Here is a 23010-nt window from a genome sequence, read left to right on the forward strand (position 1 = left end):
ATGGGGGTTTCCGGCCTGTACACCCCACCCAACCCCACATTCGGTCAGCCGGGGGCGGGGTCAGCCGGGGGCGGGGTCAGCCGGGGCGAGGTCAGTCGGGGGCGGAGCGCTGGCGGGTGGCCGGAAACGGGACGAGCGTCACATCTTCCCACCGGCCACTCTTCTTCACACCAGCACCGCGCGTCGCCTAAACTCTCCGAAACGCCCGCGGCGTCCGTCGCGGGCATCACGGGCCCGCCGGGGACAGTGGCGGGTCCGTGCGTGTGCGGAACGGGGAACCTGCGGTGGATTCAACGGCGATCTCACATGTCCGGACGACGTTCAAGGCCCTTGCGGCTGCCGAGGACGGTGGCGTCCAGGTCACGCGTACGTTCTATTCGATTCTGTTTGCCCGCTACCCGCAGATGCGGGACATCTTCCCGGCCGTGATGGAAATGCAGGCCGACCGCCTACTCGAGGCAATCGGGTATGTCGTCGACAAGCTCGACGAACCGGACCTGGTTCGCGGGTTCCTCACCCAATTGGGCCGCGACCACCGTCGATACGGCATCGCCGAAGAACACTTCTATGCGGTCGGCGGCACGCTGCTGTCGACGCTCGAGCGGTTCGCGGGCACCGAACTGTGGACCGACGAGGTCGAGGACGCGTGGCGGGAGGCGATCGCGTTGATCGCCGCGACGATGATCGAGGCGCTCAACGAGGGCGGCGAGCCCGCCACCTGGACGGGCACCGTCGTCGAACACAAGCAGGTCCTGCAGGACGTCGCGGTGATCCGGCTGCAGCTCAACCAGCCCATGCACTACGGCGCGGGGCAGTATGTCGGCGTCAGTGTGCCGGGCAGGCCGCGGATGTGGCGGTACCTTTCGCCCGCGATCCCGGCGAACGAGGCAGGCCAGATCGAGTTCCACGTCCGTCGTGTCGCTGGCGGCTGGGTCAGCGCGTCGATGGTCCGGGAGACCCGGCCCGGCGACGTCTGGCAGCTGAGCGCGCCGCTCGGTGGTCTCGGGGTGGACCGCAGCCGCGGCCGCGACATGCTGATGATCGGTTCCGGCACCGGGATCGCGCCGCTGCGCGCGCAGGTGATGGAGATGGCGATGCGGGGACGGAACCCGCGCGTGCACCTGTTCGCAGGCGGCACCTATCCGTGCGACCTGTACGACCTCGACATCCTGTGGCAGCTCGCGCGCACCAACCCGTGGCTGACGGTGATCCCGGTGTCTGCGGAGGATGTGAACCCGTGGTGGCACACCGATCCCGAGCCGGTCACCCCGCCGGGAATGCAGGCCCGGCTGACCGGGAAGCTCGGTGAGGTGGTGGCCGAGTTCGGCGCCTGGGAGGACCGCGACATCCAGATTGTCGGTTCCCCGTCGACCGTGCAGACCGTCAAGTACCGCCTGCAGGCCAAGGGCACGCCGATGGAGAACATCCGGCACGACCCGCTGACCTGACGCAGTCGCACCGGTCCCGTGCCCGCGTCGGCCACGACTGGTGGTCGCGGTACCCCGAGCGAACGGCACGTTCATTCGATCAGGTCGACTGAACGCTTCCGTTCACTCGGGGCAGGGGCAGGGGCAGGGGCAGGGGGACTTTGTCAGCCGACCTGGATCGCGCCAGCGGGGGTGCCGGTGTCGACGAGGGCGCGGACGGTGGCCCGCACCATGCCGGGGGAGCCGACGACGAGCACCTGATGGTCGACGTAGGCGCCGTAGGAGCTGACGACGTCAGCGAGGGTGCCCTGAATCCAATGGTCTTCGCCGTATCCGGCGGCGCCGCGCACCCGCTCGTGCCACTCGTCCGGCCACGCCGGGTCGACGACGTCCTCGACCACCGGGATCACGGTCAGCCAGTCGAGCTGCTCGTCGAGCAGCCACAGCATGTCGGATGCGTACAGGTCGCGGGGGTGCCTGCCGCCGATGAACAGGAACACCCGCGGCGGCTCCGCGCGACGCGCCAGGTCGAGGATCATCGCGCGCAGCGGCGCCAGGCCGGTGCCGCCCGCGACCATGATGACCTCGCGGGCATCGGGATCCACCGACAATCGGCCGCTGGCGGCGCCGACCTCCCACTGGTCCCCGACGACGGTCTCGGCGACGATCGCCCGGCTGAGCCAGCCCGCGGGCACGGCGCGGACATGGAACTCGAGCTTGCCGTCCAGGGACGGTGGCAGGGCGGGGGAGTAGCGGCGCCCGAGACCCGGGTTCTGCGGCACGATCACCCCGAGCGACTGCCCCGCGGTGAACGGGACGAACTCGCTCTCGAGGCGGATGACGGCAAGGTCTTCCCGTAATCGGTGGTGCTGCACCACGGTCGCGGTCCACAGTTCCACCGGTTGATCGTTCACGCCGCACATCGTATTCGGCGCGCGCCGTGCCGGTGCACATACCGAGCGTCCGATGCCGGGAAAGCGCACCCGACGCTTGCGCAACCACTAGAACATGTGTCAGTTTCGAATCTACTGTGTGAGTCACACCACGCGCGCCCGGCGCCCATCACGAGCGGAGTTCCCATGACCACCGACGTCCTGCACCGACCGCAGTTCCTGGCGGACCTGCTGATCACCGCGCTCGAACGCAACGCGGACCGGCCCGCGCTGTACCTCGGTGACGTGGTGCTCACCGGCGGCCAGATGCGCGACCAGATCAGCAGTTTCAGCCAGGCCCTCGCGTCGCAGGGCATCGGTAAGGGGTCGACGGTCGCGATGCTGTCGAAGAACCGGCCCGAGGTGCTGATCAGCGTCGGATCGCAGATGGTCCTCGGCTGCCGCAACACCGCGCTCGCCCCGATGGGGTCGGTCGACGACCACGCGTACATCCTCGGTGACGCCGAGATCGAGACGCTGATCTTCGATCCCACCGCGTTCGAGGGGCGGGCCGCCGAACTCAAGGCCGCCGTCCCGACCCTCAAGAACCTCTTCGCGCTCGGCCCGTCCGAGGTCGGCATCGACATCCTCGCCCTCGCATCCGGATTCGCGCCCGCGCGACTCGTCGCCGCCGACGTCGACGGCGACGACCCGTCGAGCATGGTCTACACCGGCGGCACCACCGGCAAGCCGAAGGGCGTCGTCAACACCTTCGCGTCCGGGGTCACGCTGCCGCAGATCCAGATGGCGGAGTGGCAGTTCCCCGACGAGATGCGCTTCCTCGCCTGCACCCCGCTCTCGCACGCGGGCATGGCCTTCTTCGTGCCGACGCTGATGCGCGGCGGCTCCCTCGTCGTGCTGCCCGCCTTCGAGCCGGGCGCGGTGCTCGAGGCGATCGAGAAGTACCGGATCACCTCGACGATGCTGGTGCCGACGATGATCTACATGCTGCTCGACCACCCCGACCTGCAGACCCGCGACGTCTCCAGCCTGGAGACGCTGTTCTACGGTGCGGCCGCGATGTCCCCGGCCCGCCTGCAGGAGGGCATCGCGAAGCTCGGCCCGATCTTTTTCCAGTACTTCGGGCAGTCCGAGTGCGGCATGACGATCTCCGTCCTCCGCAAGGAGGAGCACCTCGCGGACGATCCCGAGCGGCTCGCGTCCTGCGGCCGCCCGGTGCCGTGGCTGAACGTCAAGCTGCTCGACGACGAGCTCAACGAGGTGCCGCGCGGCGAACTCGGCGAGATCTGCGTCCGCGGCCCGCTGGTGATGAAGGAGTACTGGAACAAGCCTGCCGAGACCGAGGAGGCGCTGCGTGGCGGCTGGCTGCACACCGGCGACATCGCCCGCCTCGACGAGGACGGGTTCATGTTCATCGTCGACCGCAAGAAGGACATGATCGTCACCGGCGGGTTCAACGTGTTCCCGCGGGAGGTCGAGGACGTCATTTCCGCGCATCCCGCGGTGGCGTCGGTCGCGGTCGTCGGTGTGCCGGACGAGAAGTGGGGTGAGGCCGTCAAGGCGTGCGTCGTCCTCCGTGACGGTGGGGCCGTCACCGCCGACGAGCTGTACACGATCGTGAAGGACGCGAAGGGCGCCGTGCACGCCCCGAAGACCGTCGACTTCGTCGACTCGCTCCCGCTGACGCCGATCGGCAAGCTGGACAAGAAGGCCCTGCGGGCCCGCTACTGGGAGGGCGCGGCGCGCGCCGTGTAGCACCCGCTCGCGCGTGGGCCCCGGCACGGAGCCCACGCGCGACCCGCTATCGGTGCGCCGCCGGGGCGTCCGCCCGCCCACCCGCGGCGGCCGCCCGTGCGAGCACCGTCAGGGCGAGCAGCACCGCCGACACCGCCAGCACGCCCCGCAGCGCTGTTGCCGCGCCACCGGATTCGGCGAGCACCCCCGCGAGCGGGGCGCCGATGGAGTTGCCCGCGATCAACGCGCCGGAGAGCACCGCCATGTGCAGCGTCTGCCTGCCCGTCGGGGTGTGCCCGGCCGCCACCCCGTACACGGTCACGATGATCGGCCCGATCCCGAGACCCAACGCCGTCAGCGCGACCGCGAGCAGCCAGCCGTCGGGGACGACGGGGAGCACCGCGCACACCGCCACCGACCACACCGCGGCCACCGTCAACCGTCGGAACGGCCCGACCGATGCCCGCAGCCTGCCGATCGCGACCGACGCGGCGCCCGAGCCGACACCGAAGCCCGCGTAGATCAGCCCGGCGTTGGACAGCGCGCCGTGCTCGCCCGCGAACGCGACGACACCGGTCATCAGCGCGCCGAGCAGCGCGCCGACCGTGAGCATCGTCAGCACCAGCGTCGCCCGGTCCGCGCGCAGGAAGGACCGCAGGGGGGCGACACCGGCGGCGGGCCCCGCCTGCGGCGCCGGCACGGCCGCGGCGGTGCGGTGGCGGGCGAACAACAGCCCGAAGATCAGGGTCGCCAGCACACAGGCGACGAGCGGTGCCTCCGCGCCGACCCGCGCGAGGATCCCGACGACGGCAGGCCCGAAGACGAAGGTCAGCTCGTCGGCGAGGGTCTCGTACCCGAACGCGGCGCCGCGGGCCCGCTCCCGTTCGGCCGCCGGAAGCGCCCGGTCGGCGAGCACCGTCCACCGGACCCGGGCGAACGGACCGATCGGCGGGACGGTGAGGCCGCACATCGCGGACACCAGGATCAGCAGCGGCAGACTGCCAGTCGCGGCGAACAGGACGAGCGCGATGAGCACCGAATTCGCCAGCACCAGCGGCGGAATGACTCGACGCTGGCCGTAGCGGTCCGCGCAGGCGCCTGCGAGCGCCGCACCGACGGCGGCGCCGAGCGCGTAGCTGCCCGCAGCAAGCCCGCCCGCGGCGTACGAGTCCCGCACGAGGGCGACGTAGCTGCTGATCCCGAGGGTGAGCATCGCGAACGGAAGCCGGGCCAGCACACCGATCGGAAGGAAGGCGGGGCCCGCCTGGCGTCGCAACGTGCGGAACGGGGCAGCGGTCGAGCCGGGATCCGAGGCCGGGGGTCGTTCCGACGGGACGGTGGGTGCGGAGGGCACGGGGTTCGTGGACACAGTTTTCCTAGTCGAGGCACGCCGAAGCGGTGCATCGTCGTCCCGCCGACACCGCCGATGCTCGAACCCAATGACTAGGACGCACGGGCGCCCCGACATAACTGTGTGGCCGCCACCGTACGAAGCGGCGGGCCCGGTGGTCAAACCCGCGCGGCTGACTAGGCTCGGAGCGATGTCCGTCCGGTACGCGGAACCGAAGCGCGGGGATGCGCCCGGCGCACCCCGCGGTTGGGCCGTACGACCACATCCGATCCTGCTGCTCGCGCTGCTGCTGGTGCTCGCGCAGGCCGGTGTTCGGGGTGCCCTCGCGCTCGGAGGCAACCTGTACTGGGACGACCTGATCCTGACCGGTCGGTCCGCGGCGCTGCCGCTGCTGTCGCCGGAGTTCCTGCTCTACAACCACGACGGTCACGTGATGCCCGCCGCGTTCCTGGTTGCTGGCCTGACGACGACGGTCGCGCCGCTGCAGTGGTGGGCGGCCGCCGTGACGCTGATCGTGCTGCAGCTGGTGGCGGCGCTGGCCGTGCTGCGGGTGCTGTGGCTGCTGCTCGGCCCCCGGCCCGCGCTGCTCGCGGTGCTGGCGATGTACCTGTTCACCCCGCTCACGGTGCCGTCCTTCGCGTGGTGGGCGGCCGGGTTGAACTCGCTGCCGCTGCAGGCGGCGCTGGCGTGGGTCGCCGGCGATGCGCTGCTGCTGGCCAGGACCGGCCGTCGCCGCTACGTCGTCACCGGGGCGGTGGTGACCGCCGTCGGGTTGATGTTCTTCGAGAAGTCGGTGCTGGTGCCGTTCGTCGCGTTCGCCGTTGTCGCGTTGGCGGCGCGGGGGGACGGCGCAGCCGCGCCGCTGCGGACCGCGTGGCGGACCGGTCGCGGGCTGTGGCTCGCCGCGGCAGGCGTCGTCGCGGTGTGGTCGACCGTCTACCTCGCCGTCGCGGACACCGGTCTGCGGATTCCCGCGCCAGCCGACGCGCTCCGATTCGCCCACCACGGAACGTCGTTGGGGGTGCTCCCCACGCTGCTCGGCGGGCCGTGGCGGTGGGAACGCTGGCCGCCGGGGCCGCCGTGGGCCGCGCCCCCGGCCGGGCTGGTCGTCGCGGGCTGGGTGGTGGTCGTCGCGGGGCTGTTCGTCGTCCTCCGGGTCAAGCAACGCACCGGCTGGGTGATCGCGGCGATGGTCGGCTACGTGGCGGCGTCCGAGGCCGCGATGATGGTGGCCCGCTCCGGACCCGACACCACCTACGAACTCGCCCAGACGCTGCGGTACACCAGCGACAGCGCCGTCGTCCTCGCACTGGGCCTGGCGTTGATCGTGCGCGCGCCGTGGCGGCCGGATCCGGGACGGTGCGGAGCGATCGTCCGGCGCGCGGCGACCCCGGCGGTGGCGACGGCGGTGGTCGCGGGACTGGTCGCGTCGAGCGTCTGGTCGACGGTCACCTTTGCCCGCAGCTGGAACGACAATCCCGGCGCCGAGTATCTGGAGACCGCGCGCGCCTCGCTGTCCGCGCACCGGGACGTGCCACTGCTCGACCAGCCGGTGTCACTGATGGCACTGCTGCCGGTCGCGGCGCCGTGGAACGGTGCCGCGCACGTCTTCGCGCCGCTGCCGGAGCGTCCGGACTTCGCCGAGACCACCCCGGAACTGCGGGCCCTTGACGAATCCGGCAGGCTCGTCCAGGCGACCGTGCAGCCGGTGCGGTGGACCGAGCCGGGACCCGACCCGGGCTGCGGCACCCGGATCGGAGCGGCGGGCGGCACCGTGGGATTGGGTGGGCCGCTGATGATCTGGCAGTGGACCGCGCAGCTGAACTATCACGCGACGGCGGGCGGCGCCGTCGCGGTCGGGCTGGGGGCGGGGGAGCCGGTGTCGGTGCCGGTGCGGGCCGGGCTGAACACGGTGTTCGTTCGGCTGTACGGGACCGGGTCGACGCTGTCGGTGCGGCCGCTGACCCCGGGCCTTGAACTGTGCGTTGGTTCCGGTCCGGTCGGTGTCGTGTTGCCGGGGACGCAGGAGGTCCGGTGAGCACGACCGGGGTCGACGCCCCGTAGCGGTCGCGCACCGGCGACGAGGCCATCAGAGTTGAGCGGAACAGACTCAACCCTTCGTGCGTTGGTCTCTGTGACAGCGCCGCATGCCGCCTAGGCTTGCAGGCGACGACCGACGTCTTCCGAAGGGGTGACTCAGTGGATTCGTTCTCTCCGACCACCAAGACTCAGGCGGCACTGACCGCCGCTCTGCAGTCGGCCTCCGCCGCGGGCAACCCGGACATCCGTCCGGCGCACCTGCTGGCCGCGCTACTCGACCAAACCGACGGCATCGCCGCACCGCTGCTCAAGGCCGTCGGCGTCGACCCGACCATCGTGCATCGGGAGGCGCAGAGCCTGGTCGACCGGCTGCCGCGCGCCACCGGCGCCACCACCCAGCCGCAACTCGGCCGGGAGTCCATCGCGGCGATCACCGCGGCCCAGCACCTCGCCACCGAAATGGACGACGAGTACGTCTCGACCGAACACGTCCTGTTCGGGCTCGCGTCCGGCGACTCCGACATCGCGAAACTTCTTGTCGGGCACGGTGCCACCCCGCAGGCGCTGCGGGAGGCGTTCACCGCCGTCCGGGGCAGCGCCCGGGTCACCAGCCCCGACCCCGAGGGCAGCTACCAGGCGCTGGAGAAGTACTCGACGGACCTCACCGCCGCCGCCCGCGCAGGCAAGCTCGACCCGGTCATCGGCCGCGACACCGAGATCCGCCGCGTCGTCCAGGTTCTCAGCCGCCGCACCAAGAACAACCCGGTGCTGATCGGTGAGCCGGGTGTCGGCAAGACCGCGATCGTCGAGGGGCTTGCGCAGCGCATCGTCGCGGGCGACGTCCCGGAGTCGTTGCGCGGCAAGACCGTCATCTCCCTCGACCTCGGCTCCATGGTCGCCGGTGCTAAGTACCGCGGCGAGTTCGAGGAACGACTCAAGGCCGTCCTCGACGACATCAAAAACAGTGCGGGACAGGTCATCACGTTCATCGACGAGCTGCACACCATCGTCGGCGCCGGCGCGACCGGCGAGTCGGCGATGGACGCGGGAAACATGATCAAGCCGATGCTCGCGCGCGGCGAACTGCGCCTCGTCGGTGCCACCACCCTCGACGAGTACCGCCAGTACATCGAGAAGGACGCGGCGCTGGAGCGGCGCTTCCAGCAGGTGCTGGTCGGTGAGCCGTCAGTCGAGGACACCGTCGGGATCCTTCGCGGGCTCAAGGAGCGGTACGAGGTGCACCACGGGGTGCGCATCACCGACTCCGCACTGGTCGCGGCGGCGACCCTGTCGGACCGCTACATCACCTCCCGGTTCCTCCCGGACAAGGCGATCGACCTCGTCGACGAGGCCGCGTCCCGGCTGCGGATGGAGATCGACTCCCGGCCGGTGGAGATCGACGAGGTGGAACGGAAGGTGCGCCAACTCGAGATCGAGGAGATGGCGCTGACCAAGGAGACCGACGCCGCCTCCCAGGAGCGTCTCGCGCGGCTGCGCGAGGAACTGGCGGACGACCGCGAGAAGCTCAGTCAGCTCAACGCGCGCTGGCAGAACGAGAAGCAGGCCATCGACTCGGTCCGGGAGGTCAAGGAGCAGCTGGAGGTGCTGCGTGGGGAGTCGGATCGCGCCGAACGCGACGGCGACCTCGGCAAGGCCGCGGAACTGCGCTACGGCCGGATCCCCGAGCTGGAGAAGAAGCTCGACGCCGCGGTCGAGGCATCCGGTGTCGCCTCCGACGGCGACGTGATGCTCAAGGAGGAGGTCGGCCCCGACGATGTCGCGGACGTCGTGTCCGCGTGGACCGGCATCCCGGCAGGCCGGATGATGGAGGGCGAGACCGCGAAGCTGCTGCGGATGGAGGCCGAGCTCGGCAAGCGGGTGGTCGGGCAGGCCGAGGCCGTGCAGGCCGTCTCCGACGCGGTGCGGCGCGCGCGGGCCGGCGTCGCCGACCCGAACCGGCCGACCGGCTCGTTCCTGTTCCTCGGGCCCACCGGGGTGGGGAAGACCGAACTCGCGAAGGCCCTCGCGGACTTCCTGTTCGACGACGAGCGGGCGATGGTCCGCATCGACATGTCGGAGTACAGCGAGAAGCACTCGGTGGCTCGGTTGGTCGGCGCCCCGCCCGGCTATGTCGGCTACGAGACGGGCGGTCAGCTGACCGAGGCGGTCCGGCGACGGCCGTACACGGTGGTGCTGTTCGACGAGGTCGAGAAGGCGCACCCGGACGTGTTCGACATCCTGCTGCAGGTGCTCGACGACGGCCGGTTGACCGATGGGCAGGGACGCACTGTCGACTTCCGCAACACCATCCTGATCCTCACCTCGAACCTCGGCGCGGGCGGTGACCGGGACCAGGTGATGACGGCGGTGCGCAGCAAGTTCAAGCCGGAGTTCATCAACCGTCTCGACGACGTCGTGATCTTCGATCCGCTGTCCGAGGAGCAGTTGGAGTCGATCGTCGACATCCAGCTCGGGCAGCTCGCGAAGCGGCTGCAGGCGCGGCGGCTGACGCTGGACGTGACGCCGGGTGCGCGGATGTGGTTGGCGGTGCGTGGCTACGACCCGCTGTATGGCGCGCGGCCGCTGCGCAGGCTGATCCAGCAGGCGATCGGCGACCAGCTCGCCAAGAAGCTGCTCGCGGGCGAGGTGCACGACGGCGACACCGTCGCCGTGACCGCCGCCGAGGACGGCGACACCCTCGTGCTCGGCTGACCCGGACGCGGCGCTCGGCTCCGATCGGGCGCCGCGGACGAAAGGTATTCGACCGCAATTAAATACGGCACAGGCGCACGGTCCGGGAGGGGGGTCGCGGACCGTGCGCCTGCGTCTTCGGCGACCCGACCCGGGGCTCGTGAGGGGCGAGGCCTGTGTGGGTCGGGCGCGCTGCGGCGCCGTGCGGCGCCGCTTCGAAACTATCGGCATCATTCGGGTGATTCAACGGATCCGGGCCGGTTTGCGTGAGACACATCTCACTCGTGTCCGTCGGGACAAACCCGCCGAGCTGTGATCGCCGCGGCGGTGAGGCGGACGCCACATTGCGCATCATTGGCCGCGTGCCCGGGGGTCCGACGGTACAGTCCTTACCGCCGCGTAGGTAGCGGATCGAGGACGTCAGGGGGGCGAACACGTGGTGGTGAGCAGCAGGTCCGACCGGCCGCAGAAGACGGCGATGATCATCGCGCGGCGGATCGTGGCGGAGATCGACCGCCGCGGGCTACGCCCCGGTGACCGGCTGCCGTCCGAGCGGTTGATGCTCGACGAGTACCAGGTCGGCCGCGGCACTCTGCGGGAGGCGCTGCGCTATCTGGAACTCTCGGGCGCCATCTCCCTCAAACCCGGTCCCGGCGGCGGGCCGACCGTCGAGAAGCCCGACGCCTCCCACCTGATGAACAGCCTCGGGCTGGTGCTGCAGTTCGAGGGCGCGCCGTTCTCCACCATCGTCGAGGCGCGGGTCGGTCTCGAACCGTTGATGGCCCGGCTTGCGGCCGACCGCAGCTCCGACGAGCAGCGCGCACTGCTCGCCGAGTCCGTCGCCAAGATGGGGGAAAACCTCAAGGACCTCGACGTCTTCCTTGAGACCAACAAGACCTTCCACGACGTGATTGCCTGGGCGTCGGGCAATGCCCTGTTCGGGTTCCTCATCGACGCGGTCGACGGGATCTTCGAAGGCGTCGCGCTCGGGGTCGAGTACCCCGCGCATCGGCGGGCGAAGGTCCACCAGGCGCACGCGGAGATCCTCGCCGCGATCGACGCGGGTGACGCGGTCGCGGCCGAGGATGCGATGCGCACCCACGTCCTGGAACTGACCGGCTATCTGCGCAAGAAGTTCCCGGCCGCGATGGCGAAACCGATCACCTGGGATGCGATGCAGTAGCGGGGGTCCGTCCGCGTCTCACAGGCTGTCTTCAGCATCGGTGCCTACTCTGGAGGGTCGGCCCGACCCGGCGGAAAGAGCAGGATCGATCATGAGCAACGCGGACGACAAGCGCATCCCCGACGGCACCGAGGCCGTGCCCGTCGAGTCCGACCCGACGGCGCAGTGGGCGCAACGTGCCGCAGAGTCGATGCCCGACCAGCGGACCGAACAGTTCGACGGTCCGCGCTACACCACCGACCCCCGGCAGGCCTACGGCGACCATCCGACCCAGGCCTACCCGACCCAGGCGTATCCCGCGGTCGCCGACCCCACCCAGGCGTATCCCACCCAGGCGTATCCGTCGCAGGGGCATCCGGGCCAGGCTCCGCAGCCGACCCAGGCGTACCCGACGTACGACGCCTACCAGGCGCAGCAGCCGCAGCCCACCCAGACGTACCCGACCTACGACGCCTACCAGGCGCAGCAGCCGCAGCCCACCCAGGCGTATCCCACCTACGACGCCCAGGGGCACGCCCCGAACGCGACCCAGGCGTACCCCACCTACGACGCCTACCAGTCGCCGCCGGGCGCGCCGCCGCCGATTCCTCCTGCGCCGGGCCCGGAGGAGCCGAAGAAGGGACCGGGGAAGGGTGTGCTGATCGCGGCCTTCACGGTCGCCGGGCTGCTGCTCGTCGCTGTGGTCGGCATCGGCGCGATGCTGCTCGGTTCCGGCGGCGGTGGCGACGACACCACCGCGGCGGCGCCGTCGACCACCGCGACCCGACCGCCGGTCACGCCGCGCCCGACGCCGCCGTCGCCGACGGCGGAACCGGAGATCGTGCCGCCGGACCTGTCGCAGATCCCCGGCGGTGTCGGGGAGGCGATCGGGGCGGCGGGCGCGGCCGTCGGCAGCGTGAGCTCCAACGACGGCGGAACCCTGATCCTCGACGGTATCGGCGGATCGCAGGTCACCGTCCACACCGACGCGTCGACCCGGGTGATCGCGCTCGGGGCGAGCACGGTCGCCGATCTGCGGGTCGGCGAGACCGTCGTCGTCCAGGGGGACCGAGCCGGGGACGGCACCGTCACCGCCCGCGTCATCATCAGCACCACGATCCCGGATCTGGGTGATTTCGGTGGAAACTGACCACCGACTTCGAGCCGAGTGCCGCGCGCAGCGCGCGGGCTGGATAAGGTGACGAACGATGACGCTCATCTGGTTCGGACTCTCGGCGATCGCGCTCGCAGGCGCGATCGTGTTGTTGTACGTCGACCGCAGCAGGCGCGAGCAGTTCGGGCGCGTCCGGCAGATCTGGGCGAAGGCGCAGGGCTACATCTACAACGAGTCCGACGATCAGCTGCCGTCGAACTGGCATCGGGCCGCGCTGGCGCGTCAGGAATACCTCGGTGCGGTCGACGTCGTGCACGGCACCCGGCGCGGTGAGAACTTCGTGCTGTTCGACCTGCCGGAGGCGGTGACCATCGTCGCGGTGCAGCGGTCCGTCGGCTCCGACGTCGACATCGACCTGCGGCTGAAGTCGACGCCGCCGCCGAAGGACACCGACCTCAACCTGCTCGGTGCGATCGGCCCGCGCGTGGTGTTCGCGACGGACCTCGAGATCGCCCGACGGGTGTGCGACCAGCGGATGGTGACGTTCGCGGAGACGGTGCCGCCGCAGGTGCAGATGCTGTGGAGCGAGGGGGACTGGACCCTCGGCTCGCTGCCGATCACGAGCAGCGGGCGGGACTGGGACGCCGCGATCGAGGCCGTCTCCCGGCTGTCCGGGATCCTGCACGTCCTGCCGCCGGTGTCCGAACCTGCGGGCATCCCCGCGGACGCCGCGCACGATCCGGGGCGTCCGCTGCCGCATCCGTTGAACCTGCGCGCCGACGACTGACGGGCCGCCGCCCCGCCGCCGCGATGTGGCGGCAAATGTCCCATGTGAGTAGATTTCGTTGTTGTGACTGTTGTGATTTCTGTGGCGGTTGTGGCTATTGGTGTCATTGTTCTCGGCTGTTGGGTGGGGATCGTCGCGCGTCGGGCGCGGCGGACCGGCGCGAACCTGACCGGCAGCAGGCACCTTCTCGAGGTCGAACTCGGCCGCCGCTACGAACAGACCGATCACCTCGTCACCGTCGCCAGGGCCGCGGGCCTGGACCCGGACGCGGTCACCCCCCTCGCCGGCGCCCGGGCGCTCGCCCTCGGCCTGCGCGCGGACGCCGCGCCCCTCGCCGACCAGGCGGCGGCGGAGGACGCGATCACCGCCGCACTGCACCGGGTGACGGCCGGCGCCGCCGCCGATCCGCAGCTCAGGAACGACTGGACCATCCAGCGCCCGATCCTCGAACTGCAGGTCACCGAGCAGCGACTCGCGGGCGCCGCTCGCGTCTACAACGACCAGGCCGCCGCAACCGACACCCTGCTGCGGGGGACCGGCACCGGGCCGGTCGCCCGAGCCCTCGGGGTGCGTGCGGTGTCGCGGTTCGAGGCGCTGCCGATCGAGCTACCGGCGGACCGGGCGGTGAACGACGAGGTCGCGGGCGGCTGAGCCGGTGGTTCGGGGCGGGCACCGCAGCGACTAGGCTTCAAGGCCGACAAGGCACGGAAGAAGGAGCGGTCGATGACGGAGAAGGCTGAGCTCGCCGGGCTCGTGCGGGAGCTGGCTGTGGTGCACGGGAAGGTCACCCTGTCATCCGGCAAGGAAGCCGACTACTACGTGGACCTGCGCCGCGCGACCCTGCACCACCGGGCAGGCCCGCTGATCGGGGCCCTGCTGCGGGAGCTGGTCGCGGACTGGGACTTCGACGCGGTCGGTGGCCTGACGATGGGCGCGGACCCGGTTGCGCTGGCCGTCATGCACGCGCCGGGGCGGCCGATCGACGCGTTCGTGGTGCGCAAGGCCGCGAAGGCGCACGGCATGCAGCGGCAGATCGAGGGCCCCGACGTCACCGGCAAGCGGGTGCTCGTCGTCGAGGACACCACCACCACCGGCAACTCGCCGCTCACCGCGGTCCGGGCACTGCGTGAGGCGGGCGCCATCGTGGTCGGCGTCGCAACGGTCGTGGACCGGGCCACCGGTGCCGACGAGGTCATCGCCGCCGAGGGCGTCGAGTACCGGTCGCTGCTCGGGCTCGCGGACCTGGGCCTCTAAGCAGCTCCGCTGCCGTGCGTGATTTTTACCCCGACTGGGGTAAAAATCACGCACGGTGCGGAGCGCAGCGCCGGGAACAGATTCGGCTGCCTGGCCGTTTAGGAGAACGTCAGCGGCCTCTGGCAGAATGACCGATCGCGCATCGGCATCTGCCGCGTGCTACGAAAACCATGTCCGGTTCCGGTTCACGGCTTCGAGTCTCGGAGTCGACCCGGCGACCATCGAAAGGGACACCATGAAGGCAGGAATTCACCCCGAGTACGTGGCGACCACCGTCGTCTGCGGCTGCGGGAACACGTTCGAGACCCACAGCACCAAGGAGTCCGGACGCATCGTCGTCGAGGTCTGCTCGCAGTGCCACCCGTTCTACACCGGCAAGCAGAAGATCCTCGACACCGGCGGCCGCGTCGCCCGCTTCGAGGCCCGCTACGGCAAGCGCGCCCCGAAGAAGGCCGCTGCCGACAGCTAGCGACACCGCCGACGCCCGTCCTGTGCACCTTGCAGGCCGGGCGTCGGCGTTTTTGCCTCCCGTACCCCTCGACCGCATCACCTCTCGAATCTGGAGCGCACCATGGCGGGCACCACCCAGCCGTCGGCCATCGACGACATCCTTGCCGAACACGCCGGCCTCGAACTGCAGCTGGCCGACCCGTCGCTGCACAACGATCCGGCCGCAGCGCGCCGGGTGGGGAAGCGGTTCGCCGAACTCGCGCCGATCATGGCGACGCACACCAAACTGGTCGCCGCCCGCGAGGATCTCGAGGCCGCCCGCGAGCTGGCCGCCGACGACTCCGCGTTCGCGGCCGAGGTGCCCGCGCTGGAGGCCCTCGTCGCCGAGCTGGATGTCGCGCTGACCGACCTGCTCGCACCGCGCGACCCGCACGACGCCGACGACGTGGTCCTCGAACTGAAGTCGGGGGAGGGCGGCGAGGAGTCCGCGCTGTTCGCGTCCGACCTCGCCCGCATGTACATCCGCTACGCCGAGCGGCACGGTTGGCGCGTCGAGGTGCTCGACGCCACCATCTCCGACCTCGGCGGCTACAAGGACGCGACCCTGTCGATCAAGACCAAGGGCGACGCGAGGGACGGCGTGTGGGCCCGGTTCAAGTTCGAGGGCGGCGTGCACCGGGTGCAGCGGGTCCCGGTGACCGAGTCGCAGGGCCGGGTGCACACCTCCGCGGCGGGGGTGCTGATCTACCCGGAACCCGACGAGGTCGAGGAGGTGCAGATCGACGAGGGCGATCTGCGCATCGACGTCTACCGGTCGTCGGGCAAGGGCGGGCAGGGTGTCAACACCACCGACTCCGCGGTCCGGATCACGCACCTGCCGACCGGCATCGTCGTGACCTGCCAGAACGAGCGGTCCCAGTTGCAGAACAAGGCCCGCGCCATGCAGGTGCTCGCCGCGCGCCTGCAGGCCGCAGCGGAAGAGGCGGCGGAGGCCGAGGCGTCCGCGGGCCGCGCCAGCCAGGTCCGCACCGTCGACCGGTCCGAGCGGATCCGCACCTACAACTTTCCGGAGAACCGGATCACCGACCACCGCATCGGCTTCAAGGCGCACAACCTCGACGCCGTGCTGGACGGGGATATGGACGCACTGCTCGATGCGCTCGGGAAGGCCGACCGAGAGGCCCGGCTCGCCGCGGAGTGAGCGACGGGCCGGGCCTGCCTCCGGTCAGTCGTCGGGTTCCCCGGCCAGTTCGGTGACGTCGATCCCCGGCAGCAGGAAGCAGTTCTCGCCCGTGGCGTTCTCGTAGGGCCCCCACACCGCGGACAGCACGACGCCGCCCTCCGGTTCGACGAGCACCGCCGGTGCGTTGAGGATCTCCTCGGTCGGCGTCATCCGGTCCGCGCCGGTCTCGCCGGTGGTGATGTTGATCCAGTTGACGTCGGGCCCCGACCTGCCCTGCTCGTTCACGACGAACAGCAGGTCGTCGGGTTCGATCCCGTCGTTGTCCGTGTGGGTGAGCGACTGGACCGTTGCGACGCCGCCCTGGCAGCCGAGCGGCGTCGGCTGGACGTCGATCGGTGCCGTGATCGCGAGTGCGGGTGCGCCGACCACGACCGCCCCGCCGAGTGCCGCCACCGCCGCCGCGCGGACCGTGAACCGTGAGTGCAGCATGAGGATTCCTTCCGGTTGCCTTGTCCCGACCCTCCGAACGTATCCGGACATTCCGGGTCCGGGGGAGCGTGCGTGACCGTTCCGTGCCCGCTTCGTGATGGTCATGGCAGGCTGAACCCGTGACCCGACAACCGTTGCGCCTGGCCATCCTCGACGCCACCAGAGCCCTCGAGGACGCCGGTGTGCCCAGCCCGCGGACGGACGCGGAGCTCCTCGCCGCGCACGTGGTCGGCGTCGAACGCGGACGCCTCGGCCTGGTGCCGCTCGTCGACCCCGACGTCATCGCGACCTATCGCGACCTGGTCGCGCAGCGGGCCAAGCGAATTCCGTTGCAGCACATCACCGGTATCGCCTCCATGGGAGAAATTGACCTCGCGGTCGGGCCGGGCGTGTTCGTGCCCCGCCCGGAGACCGAACTGCTGCTCGCGTGGGCGCTTGCGGTGCTCGAGTCGACCCCGACCCGGCCCCCGGTCGTGCTCGACCTGTGCACCGGATCCGGGGCCCTGGCGTTGGCGATCGCGCACGCGCGTCCCGACGCGGTGGTGCACGCCGTCGAACTGGAGTCGAAGGCCCTCGCCTGGGCGCGCCGGAACGCCGACGCGCGGAGTGCGCGGGGGGACACGCCGATCGTGCTGCATCAGGGCGACGTGACCGTACGAACCCTGCTTCCGGAACTGGAGGGCGGTGTCGACCTGATCGTGTCGAACCCGCCGTACATCCCCGAGGGGGCCCCGCTCGACGCGGAGGTCGCCGAGCACGATCCGCACTCGGCGCTCTTCGGCGGGTCGGACGGGTTGTCGGTGATCACGCCGATGGTCGCGAACATCGCCCGATGGTTGCGGATCGGCGGTGCCCTGGCGATTGAGCACGATGACAGCAATGGCGGCCAGGTGGCCGCGCTGTTGCGGGAGCGGCGGGTGTTCGGGGAGGTTGCCGAGCACGACGACCTCGCGGGCAAGCCGCGGTTCGTGGTGGCCCGGCGTGTCGCGACGGCGGCGGAGGCAGCGCGACGACCCTGAGAGGGTGGTGGCGACAGCGGTCCGTTTGGCCGGTGAAAGGATGAACAGGTGAGCATCGTCTACGACTGCGGGCAACCCGACACGCGCGAGGCCGGAATCAGGGCGGCCGGCAATGCACTCAAGGCCGGTCGGCTGGTGGTCGTCCCCACCGACACGGTGTACGGGCTGGCCGCCGACGCCTTCGACAGCGACGCCGTCGCGAGCCTGCTCCGGGCCAAGGGGCGTGGCCGGGACATGCCGGTGCCGGTCCTTGTCGGTTCCTGGAACACCATCGACGGTCTGGTGTTCGCGGTGCGCCCCGAGGCCCGCGAACTGATCCGGGCCTTCTGGCCCGGCGGGCTGAGTCTCGTTGTCCAGCAGGCGCCCTCGCTGGCGTGGGATCTGGGGGACACGCGGGGGACGGTGATGCTGCGGATGCCGCTGCACCCGGTCGCCCTGGAACTGCTCCGGGAGGTCGGCCCGCTGGCGGTGTCGAGCGCGAACATTTCCGGGCAGCCGCCAGCGACGACCGTGGCGGAGGCGCGGGATCAGCTCGGCGGCGGTGTCGGCGTGTACCTCGACGGCGGGCCTGCCGAGCACGCGCTCGCCTCGACGATCGTCGACCTGACCTCCGACGTCCCGCGCATCCTGCGTGAGGGTGCGGTGCCGACGCCGGAGATCGCCGAGGTGCTCGGCGTGACGGTCGAGAGTCTGCTCGGGGGCGGGGCGTGAGGGTGAGCACGGCACAGTGACCGCAGTCGACGCCACGCTCCTACTCGCAGACGGCCAGGCGACCCGCGGCGCCGGGGTGCCGCTGCGGGAACTGCTGCTGGTGCTGTTCACCGCCGCGGTCGTCACGTTTCTTGCGACCGGGGCGGTGCGCCTGTTCGCGCTCAGGTTCGGTGCGGTCGCGGTGCCCCGCGACCGGGACGTGCACGTCACGCCGACACCGCGGCTCGGCGGCCTCGGCATCTATTTCGGGTTCGTCGCCGCCCTGCTGTTCGCGCAGCAACTTCCTGCGCTGATGCGCGGATTCGAATACAACACCAAGGACATCCCCGCGGCCCTGGTCTCGGCGACGGTGATCGTCGCGGTCGGGTTCGTCGACGACCGCTGGGGCCTCGACGCGCTCACCAAGTTCGTCGGCCAGGTCACCGCCGCGGGCGTGATGGTCGTGATGGGCGTCAGTTGGCTGGTGCTCTACGTCCCGTTCGGCGGGGTGAACACCGTCGTCCTCGACCAGTTGCAGGGCGGGCTGTTCACCGCGCTGGTCGCGGTCGTGATGATCAACGCGATGAACTTCGTTGACGGCCTCGACGGCCTTGCCGCGGGTCTCGGGCTGATCGCGTCGGTGGCGATCTGCGTGTTCTCCGTCGGGCTGCTGCACGAACAGGGCGGTGACGTGAGCGCCTACCCGCCCGCGATGATGGCGGCAGCCCTGGCCGGCGCCTGCCTCGGCTTCCTGCCGCACAACTTTCAGCCCGCCCGGATCTTCATGGGCGACTCCGGGTCGATGCTGATCGGTCTGATGCTCGCCGCGATCGCCACCAGCGCCTCGGGGCGGATCCCGCTGAACGCGTACGGATCCCGCGACATGCTCGGCCTGCTCTCGCCGCTGCTGCTGGTCGGTGCGGTGATGTTCATTCCGATCCTGGACCTGCTGCTCGCGGTGGTCCGCCGCACGATGGCGGGCCGCAGCCCGTTCGCCCCGGACAAGATGCACCTGCATCATCGGCTGCTGCAGATCGGCCACTCGCATCGGCGTGTGGTCCTGTTGATCTACTTGTGGGTCGGGGTGCTGGCCTTCGGTGCGGTCGGCTCGGCCCTGTTCGACCGGCGGATCGTGGTGTTGCTCGTCGCGGGGGGGTTGGTCTTCGCCCTGGTGGTGACCGCGGTGCCGTCGCTGCGGGTGCAGCGGGTGCGTGATCGCGACGGCGGCGCCGGCTGACGGTGCTGCGGGGGAGGCGCGCGGGCGCCCGCTACCCTGGACCGCTGTGAGCTTCTCTCCGGAACCCCTGCCCGATCCGTCCGCACCGCTTCGCGCCGCGGTGCGCTGGGGACTGGCGGGGCTGGTCGCCCTCGCGGTCCTCGGGTCCGTGGTGGCCGCGCTGGTCGCGGGCCTGCCCGGGCTGTGGGGTGCGCTGATCGGGGTCGCGGTCGGCGGCGGGTTCATCCTCTGCACCGCGCTGGCCGTGCTGTTCACCGAGAAGATGCCGCCCGCGACGTCGGGATTGATCCTGCTCGGCAGTTGGCTGCTGAAGATGATCCTGGCGATCCTGGTGCTGGGGCTGTTGAAGGGGATGGACTTCTACAGCAAGGGTGCACTGGTCATCGTCATGGTGTTGGCGCTCGTGATCGTGCTCGGCGCCGAGACGTACGGATTGCTGCGGGTGAAGGTTCCGTACGTCGACAGCCCCGATCCGGGCGACGCGGAGTCCGACGGAAAGTAGTACTACGGCCAGTAGTTGACCGGTTTGATCGACCCCCGTCTACACAACGTCGTAGAAGTGTTGATAGGGTCGACCCCACGCGAGTGCTGGAACGACGCGAATCAGACGAAACAGCGTCGGCTGGCAGCCGCACAGGTGACTCCGTTCGAGTGTGTTCGGAATCGGTCTAGTCGACCGGATCCGCACGTGGTGGGGCCGCCGAGTCGACGACAGTCGCCGACACCGACAGACGCAGGACCAGCGACATCCATGGATGCGCGTGGACCTCAGCGGCTGACGAACACGCGAGCCGACCTTGTCGACTTGTTAGTTCGTCAATGTCCGATCGAACCGCAGGCGATGCCGCCTGCGGCCACGACAACGGGAGAGACCGCTGAGCGTCACCACCTTGGCCGCGGAATTCCATCCGCCGTCACTAACCGACTTCTTCCCTCCCGCTGTGCTGTTCGAGGGCACCCCGTTCGAGCTCGACCGACTGATGCTGATCCGCATCCTGATGTCGGTCGTCCTGCTCGCGTTCTTCGCGTACGCGATGCGCAGCCCGAAGCTCATCCCTCGCGGCGTGCAGAACGTGGCCGAGATCGGCCTGAACTTCGTCAAGGAGCAGATCGCCGACGAGGTGCTCGGTAAGGAACAGGGCAAGCGCTTCCTGCCCGTCCTGGTCACGATCTTCTTCACGGTCCTGTTCCTGAACGCGTCGAGTGTCATCCCGTTCCTGAACATCTCGTCGAACGCCCGGGTCGGCATGCCGATCGTCCTGGCCGCGCTCGCGTACGTGGTGTTCAACTACGTCGGCATCAAGAAGTACGGCTTCTTCAAGTACGTGAAGTCGTCCATCGTCGTCCCGAACGTCCCGATCGCGCTGCACGTGCTGCTGATTCCGATCGAGTTCATCTCGACCTTCATCCTGCGGCCGTTCACGCTGACCGTGCGACTCATGGCCAACATGCTCGCCGGCCACATCATGCTCGTGCTGTTCTTCAGCGCCACCCAGTTCTTCTTCTTCGAGGCAGCCGCGGGAATGAAGGTGTTCGGCATCTTCTCGCTGGCAGCCGGGTTCGGCTTCACCCTCTTCGAGATGCTGGTGATCTTCCTGCAGGCGTACGTGTTCGCCCTGCTGACCGCCGTGTACATCGACCTGGCGTTGCACGCCGACTCGCACTGACCGGACGATCCGCACGGATCTCCGCTCAGGCCTGCACTGACTGCCTGACACACCACACAAACTGACCCTTCGCCGAACCCGGCGTCGGGCAACAGAAAGGGAACGGAAAACCAATGAGCCTCGCGTACCTGGCACAGGAAGCCGTTACGACCACCACCACCGGTGAGGGCTTCGGCGCCATCGGTTACGGCCTCGCCGCCATCGGCCCCGGCATCGGCGTGGGCATCGTCGTCGGCAAGGCCATCGAGGGCATCGCCCGTCAGCCCGAGCTGGCCGGCCAGATCCGTACCAACATGTTCCTCGGTATCGCGTTCACCGAGGCCCTGGCGCTGATCGGCCTCGTCGCCGGCTTCATTTTCTGATCACGCCATGACGAACATTGCAGTGATCGCGGCCGCGGAGGGCGAGGACATCAATCCTCTGCTCCCCGCGACCTATGACATCGTCTGGTCGCTGGTCTGTGTCGCCGTCATCGGCGTCGTCTTCTGGAAGTTCATCCTCCCGAAGTTCCAGCAGGTGCTGGCCGACCGTACCGACCAGATCGAGGGCGGCATCAAGCGTGCCGAGGAGGCCCAGTCGGAGGCGAAGGCTGCGCTCGAGCAGTACCGCGCTCAGCTGGCCGACGCGCGCACCGAGGCCGCGGCGATCCGCGAGGACGCCCGCACCCAGGGCCAGCAGATCATCGCCGAGATGAAGGTGCAGGCGCAGGAGGAGAGCGACCGCATCGTTGCCGCGGGCAACAGCCAGCTCACCGCTCAGCGTCAGCAGATCGTTGCGGAACTGCGCAGTGATCTCGGCCGTACCGCGGTCGACCTCGCCGAGAAGGTCATCGGTGAGACCCTCGCCGACGACGTGAAGCGGGCAGGCACCATCGACCGTTTCCTCAGCGAACTGGACGCCGTCAGCTCCGCGAACGGAAAGTGAGCACCATGTACGCAGCAAGCCGTGAGGCGCTGACTCAGACGAGGAGCGCCCTGGAATCAGCGTTGGCCGGGGTTTCGGCCGGCGCGGCGACCGCGGCTGCGGCACAGACCGGCGCGGAGCTGTTCACGGCGGTCGAGGTCCTCGACGGCCAGCGCACCCTCCGCGCCGCGCTGGCCGATCCGTCGGCCCCCGCGGCCGTCCGGCAGGCGCTCGCCGAGCAGGTGTTCTCGGGCAAGGTGTCCGCCGAGACGCTGGCGACGCTGAAGGCGGCAGCTGGCCAGGACTGGTCGACCTCCGCGGACCTGCGCAACTCGCTGGTCCAGCTCGGCCGGGAGTCGCTGCTGCGCGCAGCCGACGACCAGAACCAGCTCGACACCGTCGAGGACGAGCTGTTCCGGCTCGGACGCATCGTGGCAGGCAACGCCGACCTCGAGCAGAACCTGTCCGATCGTGCCCAGCCCGCGGCGGCGAAGCGGAAGCTGCTGTCCACGCTGCTGTACGGCAAGGTCACGGCGGTCACCGAGGCGTTGGCTGGTCAGGCGGTCGGTCGGCTGCAGTCGGCACCGGCAGATGCGTTCAACGAGCTGTCCGAGCTGGCCGCGGCCCGACGCGATAAGGCGGTCGCCCACGTGCGCAGCGCCACCCCGCTGTCGGACGCGCAGGCTCAGCGGCTCGCCGAGACGCTGACCCGGACCTACGGGAAGCCGGTCACCGTGCACGTGGAGGTCGACCCCGAACTCCTCGGTGGACTCGTGGTCCGCGTGGGTGACGAGGTCATCGACGGCAGTGCCGCGGGACGACTCGCGTCGCTTCGCAAGAACCTCAAGTAGCCGGCGTCCACCGCTGCGGCCCGCAGCACCCACCCTCCCGAACCATTTTCGAGACCAGATACCGAGAG

General features: G+C 70.1%; 22 protein-coding genes. 19 read left to right on the forward strand and 3 right to left on the reverse strand.

Annotation, left to right across the window (positions count from 1 at the left end):
- Nucleotides 1-284 precede the first annotated feature (284 nt).
- Nucleotides 285-1448 (forward strand): FAD-binding oxidoreductase, encoded by a 1164-nt coding sequence (locus tag ACFWPA_RS18055; RefSeq protein WP_378508939.1) that lies wholly within the window; start codon nt 285-287, stop codon nt 1446-1448.
- Between the two features lie 143 nt (nt 1449-1591).
- Here ACFWPA_RS18055 and ACFWPA_RS18060 read toward each other — a convergent pair whose 3' ends face one another.
- Nucleotides 1592-2350, reverse strand: coding sequence for an FAD-binding oxidoreductase (locus ACFWPA_RS18060; protein WP_378508938.1), 759 nt, complete (start codon nt 2348-2350; stop codon nt 1592-1594).
- Between the two features lie 156 nt (nt 2351-2506).
- Between ACFWPA_RS18060 and ACFWPA_RS18065 the strand changes: the two genes are divergently transcribed.
- Nucleotides 2507-4075, forward strand: coding sequence for an AMP-binding protein (locus ACFWPA_RS18065; RefSeq protein ID WP_378508937.1), 1569 nt, complete (start codon nt 2507-2509; stop codon nt 4073-4075).
- Between the two features lie 46 nt (nt 4076-4121).
- On the opposite strand, the gene ACFWPA_RS18070 is transcribed toward ACFWPA_RS18065, so the two are convergent.
- On the reverse strand, nt 4122-5423 hold the full coding sequence (locus ACFWPA_RS18070) for an MFS transporter (protein ID WP_378508936.1): 1302 nt from the start codon (nt 5421-5423) through the stop codon (nt 4122-4124).
- A gap of 172 nt (nt 5424-5595) precedes the next feature.
- On the opposite strand from ACFWPA_RS18070, the gene ACFWPA_RS18075 reads away from it, so the two are divergent.
- The 9 genes from ACFWPA_RS18075 to prfA all read left to right on the forward strand — a co-directional run bounded on the left by ACFWPA_RS18075 (nt 5596) and on the right by prfA (nt 16104).
- Complete coding sequence (locus tag ACFWPA_RS18075; RefSeq protein ID WP_378508935.1) at nt 5596-7443, forward strand: hypothetical protein; 1848 nt, start codon at nt 5596-5598, stop codon at nt 7441-7443.
- 161 nt (nt 7444-7604) lie between these two features.
- Nucleotides 7605-10157 (forward strand): ATP-dependent chaperone ClpB, encoded by a 2553-nt coding sequence (gene clpB, locus ACFWPA_RS18080; RefSeq protein WP_378508934.1) that lies wholly within the window; start codon nt 7605-7607, stop codon nt 10155-10157.
- A gap of 421 nt (nt 10158-10578) precedes the next feature.
- Entirely contained in the window at nt 10579-11319 is a 741-nt protein-coding gene (locus tag ACFWPA_RS18085; protein WP_378508933.1) for a FadR/GntR family transcriptional regulator, read from the forward strand.
- Nucleotides 11320-11410: 91 nt separating this feature from the next.
- Nucleotides 11411-12448 carry a DUF5666 domain-containing protein gene (locus tag ACFWPA_RS18090; RefSeq protein ID WP_378508932.1) on the forward strand — a complete coding sequence of 346 codons (1038 nt, stop codon included), beginning with the start codon at nt 11411-11413 and terminating at the stop codon, nt 12446-12448.
- A gap of 58 nt (nt 12449-12506) precedes the next feature.
- A complete protein-coding gene (locus ACFWPA_RS18095; protein ID WP_378508931.1) occupies nt 12507-13199 on the forward strand; it encodes a hypothetical protein in 693 nt (230 codons plus the stop codon).
- 90 nt (nt 13200-13289) lie between these two features.
- Nucleotides 13290-13850 carry a LemA family protein gene (locus ACFWPA_RS18100; protein ID WP_378571307.1) on the forward strand — a complete coding sequence of 187 codons (561 nt, stop codon included), beginning with the start codon at nt 13290-13292 and terminating at the stop codon, nt 13848-13850.
- Nucleotides 13851-13922: 72 nt separating this feature from the next.
- Nucleotides 13923-14453, forward strand: a complete 531-nt coding sequence (pyrE, locus tag ACFWPA_RS18105; RefSeq protein ID WP_378508929.1) for an orotate phosphoribosyltransferase — start codon at nt 13923-13925, stop codon at nt 14451-14453.
- A gap of 235 nt (nt 14454-14688) precedes the next feature.
- Nucleotides 14689-14922, forward strand: coding sequence for a 50S ribosomal protein L31 (gene rpmE, locus ACFWPA_RS18110; protein WP_378506006.1), 234 nt, complete (start codon nt 14689-14691; stop codon nt 14920-14922).
- Nucleotides 14923-15024: 102 nt separating this feature from the next.
- Nucleotides 15025-16104 carry a peptide chain release factor 1 gene (prfA, locus tag ACFWPA_RS18115; RefSeq protein ID WP_378506007.1) on the forward strand — a complete coding sequence of 360 codons (1080 nt, stop codon included), beginning with the start codon at nt 15025-15027 and terminating at the stop codon, nt 16102-16104.
- Between the two features lie 24 nt (nt 16105-16128).
- Here prfA and ACFWPA_RS18120 read toward each other — a convergent pair whose 3' ends face one another.
- Complete coding sequence (locus ACFWPA_RS18120) at nt 16129-16575, reverse strand: hypothetical protein (RefSeq protein WP_378571309.1); 447 nt, start codon at nt 16573-16575, stop codon at nt 16129-16131.
- Between the two features lie 119 nt (nt 16576-16694).
- On the opposite strand from ACFWPA_RS18120, the gene prmC reads away from it, so the two are divergent.
- The 8 genes from prmC (at nt 16695) to ACFWPA_RS18160 (ending at nt 22942) form a co-directional block, all read left to right on the forward strand.
- Nucleotides 16695-17594, forward strand: coding sequence for a peptide chain release factor N(5)-glutamine methyltransferase (gene prmC, locus ACFWPA_RS18125; protein ID WP_378571311.1), 900 nt, complete (start codon nt 16695-16697; stop codon nt 17592-17594).
- Nucleotides 17595-17642: 48 nt separating this feature from the next.
- Nucleotides 17643-18305 (forward strand): L-threonylcarbamoyladenylate synthase, encoded by a 663-nt coding sequence (locus tag ACFWPA_RS18130; RefSeq protein WP_378506010.1) that lies wholly within the window; start codon nt 17643-17645, stop codon nt 18303-18305.
- Nucleotides 18306-18321: 16 nt separating this feature from the next.
- Nucleotides 18322-19521 carry a glycosyltransferase family 4 protein gene (locus ACFWPA_RS18135; RefSeq protein WP_378506011.1) on the forward strand — a complete coding sequence of 400 codons (1200 nt, stop codon included), beginning with the start codon at nt 18322-18324 and terminating at the stop codon, nt 19519-19521.
- Nucleotides 19522-19567: 46 nt separating this feature from the next.
- Nucleotides 19568-20023, forward strand: a complete 456-nt coding sequence (locus tag ACFWPA_RS18140; RefSeq protein WP_378506012.1) for a hypothetical protein — start codon at nt 19568-19570, stop codon at nt 20021-20023.
- A 439-nt stretch (nt 20024-20462) separates the two neighbouring features.
- Nucleotides 20463-21188 (forward strand): F0F1 ATP synthase subunit A, encoded by a 726-nt coding sequence (gene atpB, locus ACFWPA_RS18145; protein WP_378506013.1) that lies wholly within the window; start codon nt 20463-20465, stop codon nt 21186-21188.
- A gap of 113 nt (nt 21189-21301) precedes the next feature.
- Nucleotides 21302-21550 carry an ATP synthase F0 subunit C gene (locus tag ACFWPA_RS18150; RefSeq protein WP_378506014.1) on the forward strand — a complete coding sequence of 83 codons (249 nt, stop codon included), beginning with the start codon at nt 21302-21304 and terminating at the stop codon, nt 21548-21550.
- Nucleotides 21551-21557: 7 nt separating this feature from the next.
- Nucleotides 21558-22112, forward strand: a complete 555-nt coding sequence (locus ACFWPA_RS18155) for a F0F1 ATP synthase subunit B (protein ID WP_378506015.1) — start codon at nt 21558-21560, stop codon at nt 22110-22112.
- Between the two features lie 5 nt (nt 22113-22117).
- Nucleotides 22118-22942 carry a F0F1 ATP synthase subunit delta gene (locus tag ACFWPA_RS18160; RefSeq protein WP_378506016.1) on the forward strand — a complete coding sequence of 275 codons (825 nt, stop codon included), beginning with the start codon at nt 22118-22120 and terminating at the stop codon, nt 22940-22942.
- The last annotated feature ends 68 nt before the right edge of the window (nt 22943-23010 follow it).

Source organism: Rhodococcus sp. NPDC058505 (genome assembly GCF_042720095.1).
GTDB lineage: Bacteria > Actinomycetota > Actinomycetes > Mycobacteriales > Mycobacteriaceae > Rhodococcus_G.

Bases quoted from the DNA above. Each gene is read 5' to 3' on its own strand.
- ACFWPA_RS18060 (WP_378508938.1), bottom strand. From the start codon at position 2,350: ATGTGCGGCGTGAACGATCAACCGGTGGAACTGTGGACCGCGACCGTG.
- ACFWPA_RS18065 (WP_378508937.1), top strand. From the start codon at position 2,507: ATGACCACCGACGTCCTGCACCGACCGCAGTTCCTGGCGGACCTGCTG.
- ACFWPA_RS18075 (WP_378508935.1), top strand. From the start codon at position 5,596: ATGTCCGTCCGGTACGCGGAACCGAAGCGCGGGGATGCGCCCGGCGCA.
- ACFWPA_RS18090 (WP_378508932.1), top strand. From the start codon at position 11,411: ATGAGCAACGCGGACGACAAGCGCATCCCCGACGGCACCGAGGCCGTG.
- ACFWPA_RS18095 (WP_378508931.1), top strand. From the start codon at position 12,507: ATGACGCTCATCTGGTTCGGACTCTCGGCGATCGCGCTCGCAGGCGCG.
- pyrE (WP_378508929.1), top strand. From the start codon at position 13,923: ATGACGGAGAAGGCTGAGCTCGCCGGGCTCGTGCGGGAGCTGGCTGTG.
- rpmE (WP_378506006.1), top strand. From the start codon at position 14,689: ATGAAGGCAGGAATTCACCCCGAGTACGTGGCGACCACCGTCGTCTGC.
- prfA (WP_378506007.1), top strand. From the start codon at position 15,025: ATGGCGGGCACCACCCAGCCGTCGGCCATCGACGACATCCTTGCCGAA.
- ACFWPA_RS18120 (WP_378571309.1), bottom strand. From the start codon at position 16,575: ATGCTGCACTCACGGTTCACGGTCCGCGCGGCGGCGGTGGCGGCACTC.
- ACFWPA_RS18150 (WP_378506014.1), top strand. From the start codon at position 21,302: ATGAGCCTCGCGTACCTGGCACAGGAAGCCGTTACGACCACCACCACC.
- ACFWPA_RS18155 (WP_378506015.1), top strand. From the start codon at position 21,558: ATGACGAACATTGCAGTGATCGCGGCCGCGGAGGGCGAGGACATCAAT.
- ACFWPA_RS18160 (WP_378506016.1), top strand. From the start codon at position 22,118: ATGTACGCAGCAAGCCGTGAGGCGCTGACTCAGACGAGGAGCGCCCTG.